This window comes from Stenotrophomonas sp. 14P6.2.3 (assembly GCF_057799055.1).
In genome coordinates this window covers 36560-48607 of the sequence record NZ_JBYOLA010000028.1, presented here as the reverse complement: position 1 = coordinate 48607, position 12048 = coordinate 36560, and the positions used below count along the sequence as shown (strand labels likewise).

The 12048-nt window shown below is 66.1% G+C and carries 16 protein-coding genes; 9 read left to right on the top strand and 7 right to left on the bottom strand.

The features are described 5' to 3' along the window. Positions 1 to 259 (top strand): SPOR domain-containing protein (locus AC27VL_RS17375; RefSeq protein WP_488767583.1); only part of this gene is annotated, 259 nt, incomplete at its 5' end. 132 nt (positions 260 to 391) lie between these two features. Here the strand turns inward: AC27VL_RS17375 and AC27VL_RS17370 are convergent. After that, positions 392 to 1144 (bottom strand): SDR family NAD(P)-dependent oxidoreductase, encoded by a 753-nt coding sequence (locus AC27VL_RS17370; RefSeq protein WP_089241353.1) that lies wholly within the window; start codon positions 1142 to 1144, stop codon positions 392 to 394. Positions 1145 to 1232: 88 nt separating this feature from the next. Beyond that, the gene (locus AC27VL_RS17365; RefSeq protein WP_488767580.1) at positions 1233 to 1727 is read right to left on the bottom strand and encodes a hypothetical protein; all 495 of its coding nucleotides are present in this window, start codon (positions 1725 to 1727) and stop codon (positions 1233 to 1235) included. A gap of 85 nt (positions 1728 to 1812) precedes the next feature. Between AC27VL_RS17365 and AC27VL_RS17360 the strand changes: the two genes are divergently transcribed. Beyond that, positions 1813 to 2280 (top strand): YehS family protein, encoded by a 468-nt coding sequence (locus AC27VL_RS17360; protein ID WP_089241357.1) that lies wholly within the window; start codon positions 1813 to 1815, stop codon positions 2278 to 2280. Between the two features lie 109 nt (positions 2281 to 2389). Here the strand turns inward: AC27VL_RS17360 and AC27VL_RS17355 are convergent, their stop codons facing one another. Then, entirely contained in the window at positions 2390 to 3088 is a 699-nt protein-coding gene (locus AC27VL_RS17355) for a TorF family putative porin (RefSeq protein ID WP_488767577.1), read from the bottom strand. A 165-nt stretch (positions 3089 to 3253) separates the two neighbouring features. On the opposite strand from AC27VL_RS17355, the gene AC27VL_RS17350 reads away from it, so the two are divergent. Next, the gene (locus AC27VL_RS17350; RefSeq protein ID WP_100554488.1) at positions 3254 to 3643 is read left to right on the top strand and encodes a DUF6165 family protein; all 390 of its coding nucleotides are present in this window, start codon (positions 3254 to 3256) and stop codon (positions 3641 to 3643) included. A gap of 9 nt (positions 3644 to 3652) precedes the next feature. Here AC27VL_RS17350 and AC27VL_RS17345 read toward each other — a convergent pair whose 3' ends face one another. Then, positions 3653 to 4330, bottom strand: coding sequence for a response regulator transcription factor (locus tag AC27VL_RS17345; protein WP_100554487.1), 678 nt, complete (start codon positions 4328 to 4330; stop codon positions 3653 to 3655). A 191-nt stretch (positions 4331 to 4521) separates the two neighbouring features. Then, positions 4522 to 5094: an OmpO family porin gene (locus tag AC27VL_RS17340; RefSeq protein ID WP_089241369.1), complete on the bottom strand. Its 573-nt coding sequence runs from the start codon at positions 5092 to 5094 to the stop codon at positions 4522 to 4524. A 278-nt stretch (positions 5095 to 5372) separates the two neighbouring features. Here AC27VL_RS17340 and AC27VL_RS17335 point away from each other — a divergent pair, with 278 nt between their 5' ends. Further along, positions 5373 to 5732, top strand: coding sequence for a DUF1428 domain-containing protein (locus tag AC27VL_RS17335; protein ID WP_089241371.1), 360 nt, complete (start codon positions 5373 to 5375; stop codon positions 5730 to 5732). A gap of 15 nt (positions 5733 to 5747) precedes the next feature. Here AC27VL_RS17335 and AC27VL_RS17330 read toward each other — a convergent pair whose 3' ends face one another. Further along, entirely contained in the window at positions 5748 to 6443 is a 696-nt protein-coding gene (locus AC27VL_RS17330) for a hypothetical protein (RefSeq protein ID WP_191078268.1), read from the bottom strand. Between the two features lie 137 nt (positions 6444 to 6580). Beyond that, a complete protein-coding gene (locus AC27VL_RS17325) occupies positions 6581 to 7495 on the bottom strand; it encodes a histone (protein WP_191078269.1) in 915 nt (304 codons plus the stop codon). Positions 7496 to 7985: 490 nt separating this feature from the next. Between AC27VL_RS17325 and AC27VL_RS17320 the strand changes: the two genes are divergently transcribed. The 5 genes from AC27VL_RS17320 to AC27VL_RS17300 all read left to right on the top strand — a co-directional run bounded on the left by AC27VL_RS17320 (position 7986) and on the right by AC27VL_RS17300 (position 11983). Then, positions 7986 to 9419, top strand: a complete 1434-nt coding sequence (locus tag AC27VL_RS17320; protein ID WP_488767573.1) for a Do family serine endopeptidase — start codon at positions 7986 to 7988, stop codon at positions 9417 to 9419. Positions 9420 to 9521: 102 nt separating this feature from the next. Continuing rightward, positions 9522 to 9884 (top strand): hypothetical protein, encoded by a 363-nt coding sequence (locus tag AC27VL_RS17315; protein WP_025878359.1) that lies wholly within the window; start codon positions 9522 to 9524, stop codon positions 9882 to 9884. 8 nt (positions 9885 to 9892) lie between these two features. Continuing rightward, positions 9893 to 10363 carry a phage holin family protein gene (locus AC27VL_RS17310; RefSeq protein ID WP_089241379.1) on the top strand — a complete coding sequence of 157 codons (471 nt, stop codon included), beginning with the start codon at positions 9893 to 9895 and terminating at the stop codon, positions 10361 to 10363. Then, positions 10360 to 10809 (top strand): protein sip-5, encoded by a 450-nt coding sequence (locus AC27VL_RS17305; protein ID WP_488767571.1) that lies wholly within the window; start codon positions 10360 to 10362, stop codon positions 10807 to 10809. Before AC27VL_RS17310 ends, AC27VL_RS17305 begins: the two co-directional genes overlap by 4 nt. Before the next feature lie 67 nt (positions 10810 to 10876). After that, complete coding sequence (locus AC27VL_RS17300; RefSeq protein ID WP_488767569.1) at positions 10877 to 11983, top strand: AI-2E family transporter; 1107 nt, start codon at positions 10877 to 10879, stop codon at positions 11981 to 11983. Positions 11984 to 12048 lie beyond the last annotated feature (65 nt).

Genomic DNA, 12048 nt, shown 5'->3' with positions numbered 1-12048 from the left:
TGCGGCAGCCCCGGCACCGGCCGACAATGCCCGCTACATCCTGCAGGCAGGTGCATTCGGCGCTTCCGGCGATGCCGAAGCGACCAAGGCCAAGCTGGCGATGATGGGCCTGGCCGCACGTGTGGAATCGGCGCAGATCAACGGCAAGACCGTGTACCGCGTACGCATGGGGCCCTATGGCAGTGCCGGTGAGCTTTCCGAAGCCAAGCAGAAGCTGGATGGCACCGGCCTGCAGGCGATGGCGATCAAGGCGCAGTAAGTCTGCGGGCATGAATGAAAAAGCCGGGCATTGCCCGGCTTTTTTTTGCCTGTAGAGCCGAGCCCACGCTCGGCTGATCGCCCATCAGGCCGAGCATCAACTCGGCTCTACAGAACGCATCCAGGGCGCAGATCAGCCCTCGCGGGCAACCTGGAAGCCGGCGAACGACTGGCTGACCGGCATCAGTTCCAGGCGATTGATGTTCAGGTGCGGCGGCAGGCTCGCTACCCAGAAGATCTGCTCGGCGATGTCCTCGGCGGTCATCGGATTGGCGCCGGTGTACAGCTTGTCCGACGCGACCTGGTCGCCATGGGTGCGGACCACGGTGAACTCGGTTTCGGCCATGCCCGGCTCGATGGTGGTCACCCGCACGCCGGTACCGTGCAGATCCGAACGCAGGCCCAGCGAGAACTGGCTGACGAAGGCCTTGGTGCCGCCATAGGCGTTGCCGCCCGGATACGGATAGACACCGGCCACCGACGAAATGTTGATGATGGCGCCCTTGCGCTCCACCAGCTGCGGCAACAGGCGATGGGTCAGGGTGACCAGCGCGGTGATGTTGGTGTCGATCATCGTCGTCCAGTCCTTCAGGCTGGCGCTCTGCGCCGGCGCGGTGCCCTGGGCGAGACCGGCATTGTTGACCAGCAGGTCGATGTCACCGAAGGCCGGCGGCAGAGCCAGCAGCGCCGCTTCCATCGCGATCGGATCACGCACGTCGAACACGGCCGCGTGCACCACCTCCTTGCCATAACGCTCGACCAGCGGCTGCAGGCGTTCGCTGCGACGGCCGGTGGCGATCACTTTCCAGCCCGCCTGGGCGAAGCGGTGTACGGCAGCGGCGCCGAAGCCGGAAGTGGCGCCGGTAATCAGGACGGTTCGGGTCATCAGACAACTCCGTAGGAAACCAGACCGCCATTCTGGCACCCTCGGTCCACGGCTGCGTTGCCTGATCGGCCTGCTGCGTCGCGCGCGGTCAGCGCAGGCGGAACACACGAGCCTTCGGCAGATCTTCGTCGACCTGCAGGAACCAGCGCCCGGCGATACCCGGAATCACCTCGATCTGCGGTGCCTGCAGGGTCTTGCGCAGCTTCATCTGGCCCTTCATCACCTGCCACTGCTGGCCGTTGTCGAGGGTGAACACCGTGCCCGGCTCCCAGCCCGCAACGTCGTCGACCACGCGGGCGCTGACCGGGCCCTCTTCCAGGCCCAGGTGCATCGCCGCCGGGGCGGGAACGTTGGCCGGCAACGGTGCGCCGGTGCTGGCGGCAACCGGTGCGCGCGTGGGGACAGGCGCAGATGCCTCGGCCTCGCGCAGCACGCGGTTCAGGGTCTGCAGCTGGGTCGCGTCCAGGCCCACTTCGGCCAGCTGGGCCGCGCTCAGGCGCTGCTCCACGGGTACGTAGCGGTCCTGGGCGGTGGCGGCGAAGCTGCTGGCGACCAGCAGAAGGGAGAGGAGGTACCGGCGCATCGAAGGGAATCCCTGCAGAACAGCGCTCACGATGCTGCAATCCGGTGACAGTCCGGTTACAGCCGCCGGGCCGGTACAATGGGCCATGATCAATAATGATGTGCTGCGCAGCGTGCGCTATTCCCTGGACCTCGGCGACCACCACGTGGTGACCCTGTGCCAGATGGCCGATCCGGCGTTCGACGTGGATGTCGAGCAGGCCAAGGCCTGGCTGCTGCGTGAAGACGAGCCGGGTTTCCAGCCGATGAGCGACAGTGCGCTGGCGCACTTCCTCGATGGCCTGATCCTGCACCTGCGCGGTCAGGATGAGGGCCAGGCGCCGCGCGCGGTGGAAACCCGCATCGACAACAACCTGGTGCTGAAGAAGCTGCGCGTGGCCTTCCAGCTGCGCGACGTCGACATGATGGAGATCTTCACCAGCATCGGCTTCACTGTCTCCAAATCCGAACTCGGCGCGCTGTTCCGCCAGCCCGGCCACAAGAACTATCGGCGCTGTCTGGACCAGATGCTGCGCAACTTCCTCAAGGGCCTGAGCCTGCGCCTGCGCGGCTGAGCAGCACGGCATCGACGAAGGCGCGTGCGGCCGGTACCGCGGTGGCGGTACTGGCCCTTCTGGTGCGACTGCCCACTGCCTGGCGCCCCCGCCAGGCAGCATCGGCCGACTAGAAGCTGCCCTGCAGCGCCAGCTCCCAGCGTCCACCGGCATTACCCGGGAACAGCCGCTTGGCGGCGCTGTCGGTGTCATGTACGGTGGCGCGCACTTCCCAGGCCGGCGTCAACGTGGCAATGGCACTGAGCTGGCCATGCAGGTAGTCCGGCCCCTGCGCGGTGGCCAGCCAGTACTGCCCCACCGCTGCTTCCAGGCGCACGCGCTCGTTCAACGGCACCCGCACGCCCAGCTGCGCGTAGGTGCCGCGACGGCCGCCGGCCAGCGCATCGTTGGAGTGGGCGACCTGCAGCCAGGCGCGTTGCTTCCAGGTGGTGGTGACATTGAGTTCGGTCCAGTCCAGTGCGCGACCGGTACCCGGATAGACATAACGGGTGAGGTTCGCATCCAGGCTCCAGTCCGGCGACAGCGCACCGGACCAGCCGGCGACGAGATCGAACTCGCTGCGTGCACCGTTATCCGGCGTGAACGAGACATTCGAGCCCCACGCGCTGGCATACCAGCCCGACCCCACCGTCACCTTTGCCCCCACCTGCGCGGCTGGATCGCCGTCGCTCTGCGAGCTGCCGCGCCACACATAGTCGCTGGTCACTGCCGCCGTGCCACTCACCTGTACCTGCGCCTGCACGCTGCCGGCGCACAGCAGCCCCGCCAGTGCGGCCGCGCTGGCCACGATCATCCCCTTGCTCTTCACTGCACTCACTTCCTCGTCGAAGGCGGTCTGTCCGCCGGGACGGCAGTGTCGACGGCATGGCCGTAACGGTTCGATGGCGATGCCGCCGCGCCAGCGCAAATTCAGCGTAAATCCGCGCCGCAACGAGCGCGGTATCATGCAGGCCTATTTCCAGGAACCAACCACGTGGACGCCATCCTGACCCCGGTATCGATCGGCGAGCTGATCGACAAGATCACCATTCTCGAGATCAAGGCCGAGCGCATCGACGATGCGACCAAGCTGGCCAACGTGCACACCGAACTTGACGGCCTGCTGCCGCTGCTGCAGCAGCAGCTTGAGGCACAGCCGGCACTGGCCGCGCTGAAGACGCAGCTGAAGGCCATCAACGAGCGCATGTGGGAGATCCAGGACCAGCTGCGCGACAAGGAAGCGGCGCAGGTGTTCGACGCGGCGTTCATCCAGCTGGCGCGCGGCGTGTACGGCACCAATGGCGAACGCGTGCAGGTGAAGAACGAGATCAACCGTGTCGCCGGTTCGGCGCTGGTCGAGGAAAAGCAGTACCAGGGCGAGTAAGCGCGCCCGTCAGCCGCACTCCAGCAGGTGGCGGATGCGGAACAGTTCGACATCGCTGCGGATGCCCAGCTTCTGGTAGGCGGCTTTCTTCTGTGTGCTGATGGTGCTGGCCGAGCGCTGGAAGCGCCGCGCCACTTCGCCGGTGCTGCAGCCCTGCAGCAGCAGCCGCAGCACTTCGCGCTCACGCCTGCTCAAGGGCGCCAGGGTGGGCGCCGACATGCGCCGCGAGCGTGATCGATTCAGCTGCGTGCGCAGATCCGGGGGCACGAAACGCCCACCGCGGGCAACCACGTCCACCGCACGCAGCAGCATTTCCGGCGTAGTCGCCTTGGACAGGAAGCCGCGTGCACCGGCCTGCATCGTCGTGGCCACGGTGCTGGCATTGCAGTGCGCGGACAGGACCAGTATCGGCACGCTGGGCCAGCGCCGGGACAACCCGCGCAGCAGCTGCAGGCCATCGCCAAGATCGCCCAGCGGCAGTGCATCGATCACCAGCAGGTCAACGCAGCCCGGTTCGCTTTCCAGCAGTTGCAACAGATCACGTTCGTTGGCGTAGCTGCCCCGCACGTGCACACCGCTCTGCTGGCGCAGCAACACTTCCACCCCCAGCCGCAGCACCGGATGCGGATCCAGCAGTGCCAGACGGCGCGGCCGATCGGGGAGCAGCGGTGGGAGTACGGGCGGCATCGCGGTGTATCCGGCAGCACGGGATATCCACCGTAGGCGGCCACCGGCGGTGGCGGAATCCAATTCATTGCAATGCAACATGACGACGCGTATCGCAGTCAGGCTCTGTTTTGATTCCCCACAATGCAACAGGCCCGGCAATGCCGGGCCTGTTGCAGCACGAACAGCGCGCGGGCGCGCCGTAGATGCAATTACCAGCTGAAGCGCGGGCCGACGGTGTATTCCTTGTCGCCGTGACGGTTCATCTTCAGCTCGCCGTTCAGGCCCCAGTTCTGGTTCAGCTTGACCTGACCACCCAGACGGCCGTACCACTGGCTGTCGATGTCGACGCCGTGCTTCTTCGAATAGTCTTCGTAACCGACCAGGCCGTAGACCTCAGCGTGGGCACCGAACGCGGTACGGATACCGGCTTCAGCGCTGTAGCCGTTGAAATCCAGGCCGTGCTTGCGGTCGAACTTCTGGTAGGCAACGCGGGCAACGAAGTCGGTCGACGGAGCGATTTCGACGTTGTAGCCGGCACCGACCTTCCACTGGTCAACCTTGATGTTGGTGTGGTCGACTTCCTGGCGGCTGTATTCGCCGAACGCGTGGAAGTTCGGCAGGAAGCCGTAGGAACCCTTCACGCCCCAGCCATCAGCCTTGATGCCGTCAACGTCGGTCTTGGCGTAATCAGCCTCGGCGTAGTTGTAGGACAGGTTCTCGGCGGCCGAAGCGGTGAACGGCAGGGCAGCGGCCAGAGCCAGAGCAATCAGCGAATTCTTCATGGGGGTACACCTTTACTTTCTTATGGTGTGCAGCAGCGCCAGGGCGCCATCGCATCGGGAATGTAAATTCTCCGTTATTCGCCACAACGCTCCCTGAAAACAGCGGTCTTCGCATTGCTGAATTTTTTGCATTGATTCAGCAAGGCTCAGGCATACGCGCGCGGTACGCGCACGCGCTTCGATTCAACGGTGCGGCAATCGATGTCGATTTCCCGCGCCCTGAAGCGTCGACTCAATGAAGGCCGTGCACCTGGCATGGTCCATTCCGGAGGCAAGCGATGAGTTACATCGATGGTTTCGTACTGGCGGTGCCGACCGCCAACAAGGAGAAATTCCTCGCCCACGCCCGCAGCGCCGATGTGGTGTTCCTGGAATACGGAGCGCTGCGGGTAGTCGAAGGCTGGGGCGATGACGTGCCACATGGCAAGACCACCGACTTCTTCGGCGCGGTGAAAGCCACGACGGAAGAAACGGTGGTGTTTTCCTGGATCGAGTGGCCGGACAAGGCCACCCGCGATGCAGGCATGCAGAAAATGATGGAAGACCCGCGGTTGGACCCGACGAAGAATCCCATGCCGTTCGACGGTGCGCGGATGATCTACGGCGGATTCGAGCCGATCTTCGAACTCAAGCGCTGACCCCGGCGGGCGTCCTCAGCGGGCGCCCGCTTCATCCTCGCCGGCCGCATGGCCGGCACCCAGCGCAGCACCCGCGCCAACACCCAGCCCGCCCATGCCGGCGCCCATGCCACCGCCGCCGCCACCACCACCGGTACGACCGCCCTTGGCTTCGCCCTCGTTGCGGCCCTTGCCACTTCCGCCACCGCTGCCTGCTGGGCGGGTAGGCCCTTGGCGCGGGATCTCCAGGTCGGTCGGCACCGGCGCGAGGTCCAGCGCCTCGCGGACGAAGTCGCGCAGCGAGATCACCAGTTCGTGTGTGTGCACCGGGCGCCCCTGCGCCAGTTCACTGGCAGCGCGCGCAGCCAGTCGTACCTGCTCGTCGGTGCCCAGCAGCAGGATGTCCGACAGGGCCGCTTCGACCGCATCGCGGATGCGCCTGGCCCGATCCGAGCCCGGCTCGGCGATGCCTTCTTCGTGGGCGCGCTGGCGCAGGTCGCGCAGATGGGTCGGGTCGACCCCCAGCTCACCGGTGAAGGAACCACCCAGCGTCTTGTAGGCCGCCATCAAGGTACGCAGCCGCTCGTTGATCTGGCGGTTCTCGCGTTCGCGGCGCTGCTGCAGGGTCTGCATCACCAGCAGGCGGATGCCCACGCCGAGCAGGGTGATCAGGACCAACCCGGCCAGGGTGGACAGCACGCCCTGCCAGGAACTGAAATCGATACCGCGCATGGCCAGGACTCCTGCGGAAGACCTTCATCTTGCCCCAGCCTGCTGCCGCAGATCCACGTCAGGCGCGGATGAGCGCCCCCGAAAACGCAGAAGGCCCTCCCGCCCGATGAGCGGAAGGGCCTTCGAACCACGCGCGATTACTTGCGCTTGGCAGCCTTGCGCACGGCCTTCTTGGCCGGAGCCTTCTTGGCCACGGCCTTCTTCAGCGGTGCAGCCTTCTTGGCCACGGTCTTGCGGGTAGCGGCGACCTTCTTGCCGACAACCTTCTTGGCGACGGCGGTCTTCTTGCCGACGACCTTCTTGGCAGCCGCGGTCTTCTTGCCGACGACCTTCTTGGCAGCGGCGGTCTTCTTGCCGACGACCTTCTTGGCAGCGACGGTCTTCTTGCCGACAACCTTCTTGGCGGCGACGGTCTTCTTGCCGGCGACCTTCTTGGCAGCGACAGTCTTCTTGGCCACAGCCTTCTTGGCGGTAGCGACCTTCTTGCCGACAACCTTCTTGGCGGCTACGGTCTTCTTGGCTACAGCCTTCTTGGCGGTAGCGACCTTCTTGCCGACAACCTTCTTGGCAGCAGCGGTCTTCTTGGCAACAGCCTTCTTGGCGGTCGCAACCTTCTTGGTGGCGGCCTTCTTCACGGTAGCGACCTTCTTGCCGGCAGCCTTGGTGGTCTTCTTGGCAGCAGCAGCCTTCTTGGTCACGGTCTTGCCGGCAGCCGCCTTCTTCTTGGCCACTTCCTTCTTCAGGGCAGCCGCTTCGGCCTTGGCGTTCTTCTTGGCCGCTTCCAGCTTCTTCTTGGCGTTGGCAACGGTCTTGCCGACCGACTTGGCGGCCTTCTCGGCCTTCTTGGCAACGGTCTTCTCGACCTTGGCCACGACCTTCTTGGCCTTGGCGACGCGGGTGGTGGCAGCCTTGCGGGCGCGCTTGACGGTCTTCTTGACCGACTTCACTGCGTCTTCGGCGGCGTGGGCGATGGTCTCGCCGACGTTGGTGGCGGTTTCTTTCACGTTCTCGACGGCGTCGGTCACGACCGACACACCATTACCGTTGCTCATGTTGCCCTCCTAGGGGCCTGGATTGTCAAAACGGGGCGATGCTATACCGACAATGGCTATCGTGGAACGGGCACGGCCGCTCAATCGCATCCGGTGCGACGCAACTGGTGTAAGTGATGGCGGCGACTGACGCGCCCCGCAGTCAGGAAATCCCTTTTTTTAAGCAGTGTGCTGCGCAGCCCGCCTGCTGCCGGCATGCCGATGCAGGCACTGGCCGCCGCAACACGTCCGCGCAGCAATGAGCGTCATTGCAAGGTCAGGATGCGCGGAACTGCGCAAGTGTCGCGGTGTGTCATGCCGCTGTCGGCCTGCCTTGCGGCGCTCGCACGCGGCTGTCGCGAACAGCGGTATGACGCGTTCGGAACCTCTCCGGCACCCTCGGCGCGAGGTCGGATTTTCATGGGGCATTTATCCAGATCGCGACACACTCATTCAGCTTGTTCTACCGTATGCGTCAACGGCCCCCATCCCAGCCTGCGAACCGACTCCCATGCGACCGCTTCCCACCCTGCTTACGCTCGCAATCGCTGCTGCCTTCGGCGGCTTCGTTGCCACTGGCCTCAACGCGCACCTGGACAACCGTGCCGATGCCGCTCCGCTGCCGGCGGTACTGCCCACCACCGCAGCGCTGCCGGCATCGGTCGCCGGGCAGGCGGTGCCATCGCTTGCACCGATGCTGGAAAAGGCGATGCCGGCGGTGGTCAGCGTCAACACCAAGCAGGTGGTACGGGTGCGCAACCCGTTCTTCAACGACCCGTTCTTCCGCCGCCTGTTCCCGGACATTCCGCAGGAGCGGATCAACGAATCGCTCGGTTCGGGTGTCATCATCGATGCCACCGAAGGCCTGGTGCTGACCAACCACCACGTCATCGACAACGCCGATGACGTGCAGGTGACACTGGCCGATGGGCGCACGGTCAAGGCCGAATTCCTCGGCTCGGACCGCGACACCGACATCGCGCTGATCCGCATTCCGGCGCAGAACCTGACCGACATCAAGCTGGGCAACAGCGACCAGCTGCGGGTGGGCGACTTCGTGGTCGCCATCGGCAATCCGTTCGGTTTCAGCCAGACGGTCACCTCGGGCATCGTCTCGGCGGTAGGCCGCAGTGGCATCCGCGGGCTGGGCTACCAGAACTTCATCCAGACCGATGCGTCGATCAACCCGGGCAATTCCGGTGGCGCGCTGGTCAACCTGCAGGGCCAGCTGGTGGGCATCAACACCGCCAGCTTCAACCCGCAGGGCAGCATGGCCGGCAACATCGGCCTGGGCCTGGCGATTCCGTCGAACCTGGCCCGCAGCGTGGTCGACCAGCTGGTCAAGCATGGCGTGGTGGTGCGCGGCACGCTGGGCATCGAAAGCCAGAACCTGAGCGCGCAGATCGCGCAGGGCCTGGGCCTGGGCGAAACCCGTGGCGCACTGGTGACCCGCGTGCTGGCAGGCTCGGCCGGTGCCGCTGCAGGGCTGAAGCCGGGCGACGTGGTGGTCTCGGCCAACGGCCAGCGTGTGGACAGTGCCGAAGCACTGCACAACGTGGAAGGCCTGGCGGCGGTGGGCAGCGTGCTGACCCTGGACGTTCGCCGCGAAGGCAAGCCGCTGCAGATCAAGGCAACGCTGAAGGAACAGGCGCGCGTGGTCAGCGGCGAGAGCCTGGACCCGCGCCTGAGCGGTGCCAGCTTCGTCGACCTGCCCGAATCGCTGCGCCAGTCCGGCGTGGGCGGCGTGCTGGTCAGCGAGGTCAAGCGCGGCAGCCGCGCTGCGACCAATGGCATGCAGCAGGGCGACATCATCACCGATGCCACCGTTGGCGAATTCGCCGACCTGGCCAGCTGGCGCGCCAATTTCCAGCAGCGCCCGCCAACCCTGGTGCTGCGCGTCCTGCGCAACAATGGCCAGCAGCAGGGCCAGTTGGTGATGCGGTGATCGCCTGGCCGTAACGCCCCCTATACCCGCGTGATGCTATCTCTGTATGTCCAGGTCGGCTGAGCCGATCGCCCGTTCCCCCATCGCAACAGGAGTGATTCGATGAGCCCCACCAATACCGAGAACCTGAAGGACCACCTGGGTGAAGCCGGTTCCCACCTGAAGCAGGCCGCCAGCGCTGCCGGCGGTGCGATCAAGGGCGCTACCGGCGCCGCGACCGACGAACTGCGCATCGGCAAGGCCAACGTCAAGGCTGAACTGTCCGACAGCGCGCTGTCGGGCCTGGCTGCTGCCGAGTTCGGTGGTGCCGCCGCCAAGGAACAGGTCGACGCACTGATGGACAAGGGCAAGGACCTGATCGACAGCGCCGCTGAGCTGATCCGCGAACGTCCGCTGGCCTCGTTCGGCGTGGCCTTCGCTACCGGCTGGATCATCGCCAAGCTGGCCCGCGGCAGCGACAAGTAAGCTGCGGCGTGAGCGAAGACACCACGCAACGTCCCGATCCGGCGGCCACGCCGCCGTTGGACGAGAGCATCCGCCAGGTCGGCGCTGCCGGCCGGGCGACCGTCGATTCGGCCAAGCACTCGCTGCGTTCGCTGCGCCGGTTGGCGTCGGCGGACTTCGCGCTTGCACGCAGCGCGTTCGGGCGTGCGTTGGCCTGGGCCGGCGTCGCCATTGTGTTCGGCGCCTCGGCGTGGCTGCTGATGGCCGCCACCCTGATCGCCCTGCTGCAGAGCTTCGGCCTGAGCTGGCTGCAGGCGCTGCTGATCACCTCGTTGCTGAGCCTGGCCGTCACCGGCTATGCGATCTGGCGGGTTTCGTACTTCTTCCACCACACCGGCATGCACGCCACCCGGCGCCAGTTGTCCCGGTTGGGCCTGTTCGATGAGCCCACCGATGATGATCCCGATGCCGGCGTGCAGATTCCGGAGGGCAAGCCATGAAGTTCGGTGCACTGCAGCGGCGGGTGAAGCGCTGCGAACAGGTGATGGCCGTACGCATCGGCGAAACCCAGGGCAACTGGGGCGTGCTCAGCCAGGTCTGGCGACAGGGCTGGTCGCCACTGCGCATCGTGGTGGTCGGCCTGGCCGGCGGTTTCATCGCCGGCAAGCTGGAGGTTCCGGGCAAGGTCAACGGTGCGCGTTGGCTGCAGATGGTGGGCTCTGTTTCCAGCCTGTTCGCCAGCGCGCAGGCCGCGTTTGCCACCGTGGTGGCGGCGCAGGCGGCAGAAACCGCAGACGATGCCGCCGAGCAGGCGGATGAAGCCACCGGGCAGCCGCCTCCCGCAGCGGCACGACCGGCAGCGCAGCCGGCACCTGCGCCCGAGCCCGACTCGGAGCTGCGTGGGCCGCGTCCGGCCGAAGCGGCCACCGAATTGTCCGAACGTTGACGATCCTTACCCGCCGCGTTGATCGCGGCGGGCCGATAATGGGCTTCTCTTCCCGGTCGGTGCGTCGATGAGCGAGTCCCTGTTGTCCCCGTCGTCGCCTGCGCCGGACGCCCCCGCACCGCCGCCCCCCGCCCCGCGCCCACGTGGCCCGATGTCGCTGGTGATACTGGCGACCCTGGCCGTGGCGTTCACCCTGTGGGCGGCGCAGGACATCATCCTGCCGGTCCTGCTGGCGATGTTCTTCGCCCTGGTCGGCAACCCGATCCTGCGGCTGCTGCAGAAGCTGTGGATTCCGCGCGCGCTCGGCGCCCTGCTGGTGCTGGGTGCCGGACTGGGCGTGACCGGTGCATTGGCGGTGCAGCTGATCGGCCCGGCGATGGACTGGGCACAGGAAGCACCGCAGCAGCTGCGCAAGGTCGCGCGCCAGGTGCAGGACCTGACCAAGCCGGTGCAGCAGGCCAACCAGGCGGCGGAGAATTTCGCGCGCGTGGCCGGCGGCGACGGCAACCGCAAGGTGCAGGTGATCCGCACCCAGCTGGACGATCCGTACCGCATGCTCACGCGCGCGCCGCGGCTGGCCGCCTCGGTGCTGGCCGTGGTGCTGCTGACATTGTTCTTCATGATCTACGGCCAGAGCCTGCAGCGCGCGGCGATCGCCCTGTTCCCGAACCGGCAGCAGCAGCGATTCACCAGCGATATCCTGCGCTCGATCGAGCATGAGGTATCGCGCTACGTATTGACCATCAGCGTGATCAACACCGTGGTCGGCCTGCTGTTGGCCGGCGTGCTGATGCTGCTGGGCATCGGTCTGCAGGAGGCCCTGCTGTGGGGCACCGTGGCGGCGCTGCTGAATTTCGCGCCCTATGTCGGCCCGCTGCTCGGCGTGGCATTGATGCTGCTGATGGGCTTCGTCGAGTTCCGCGACCCGCTGCAGGCGCTGCTGCCTGCGGCCGCCTACCTGACCCTGCATACCCTGGAAGGGCAGATGGTGACGCCGATCGTGCTTGGCCGGCAGATGAAACTGTCACCGCTGGTGCTGATCCTGGCGCTGATGGTGTTCGGCTGGGCCTGGGGCATGATCGGCCTGCTGCTGGCGGTGCCGCTGCTGGTCTGCATCAAGCTGGTGTTGGCACGACTGGAGGGCATGCAGGGCTGGGCGCGCTTGCTGGAGTGAGCGGGCCAGGGCCGGAAACAAGGGCAGAGCTGGCAGAATACTCCCCCTTTTTTCGGATGGATCCG

Coding starts and splice junctions, on each gene's coding strand:
- AC27VL_RS17345 (WP_100554487.1), bottom strand. CDS start 4,330: ATGCCGCCCGTACTCCCACCGCTGCTCCCCGATCGGCCGCGCCGTCTG.
- AC27VL_RS17305 (WP_488767571.1), top strand. CDS start 10,360: ATGAAGTTCGGTGCACTGCAGCGGCGGGTGAAGCGCTGCGAACAGGTG.
- AC27VL_RS17320 (WP_488767573.1), top strand. CDS start 7,986: ATGCGACCGCTTCCCACCCTGCTTACGCTCGCAATCGCTGCTGCCTTC.
- AC27VL_RS17300 (WP_488767569.1), top strand. CDS start 10,877: ATGAGCGAGTCCCTGTTGTCCCCGTCGTCGCCTGCGCCGGACGCCCCC.
- AC27VL_RS17315 (WP_025878359.1), top strand. CDS start 9,522: ATGAGCCCCACCAATACCGAGAACCTGAAGGACCACCTGGGTGAAGCC.
- AC27VL_RS17330 (WP_191078268.1), bottom strand. CDS start 6,443: ATGCGCGGTATCGATTTCAGTTCCTGGCAGGGCGTGCTGTCCACCCTG.
- AC27VL_RS17340 (WP_089241369.1), bottom strand. CDS start 5,094: ATGAAGAATTCGCTGATTGCTCTGGCTCTGGCCGCTGCCCTGCCGTTC.
- AC27VL_RS17365 (WP_488767580.1), bottom strand. CDS start 1,727: ATGCGCCGGTACCTCCTCTCCCTTCTGCTGGTCGCCAGCAGCTTCGCC.
- AC27VL_RS17370 (WP_089241353.1), bottom strand. CDS start 1,144: ATGACCCGAACCGTCCTGATTACCGGCGCCACTTCCGGCTTCGGCGCC.
- AC27VL_RS17335 (WP_089241371.1), top strand. CDS start 5,373: ATGAGTTACATCGATGGTTTCGTACTGGCGGTGCCGACCGCCAACAAG.
- AC27VL_RS17325 (WP_191078269.1), bottom strand. CDS start 7,495: ATGAGCAACGGTAATGGTGTGTCGGTCGTGACCGACGCCGTCGAGAAC.
- AC27VL_RS17360 (WP_089241357.1), top strand. CDS start 1,813: ATGATCAATAATGATGTGCTGCGCAGCGTGCGCTATTCCCTGGACCTC.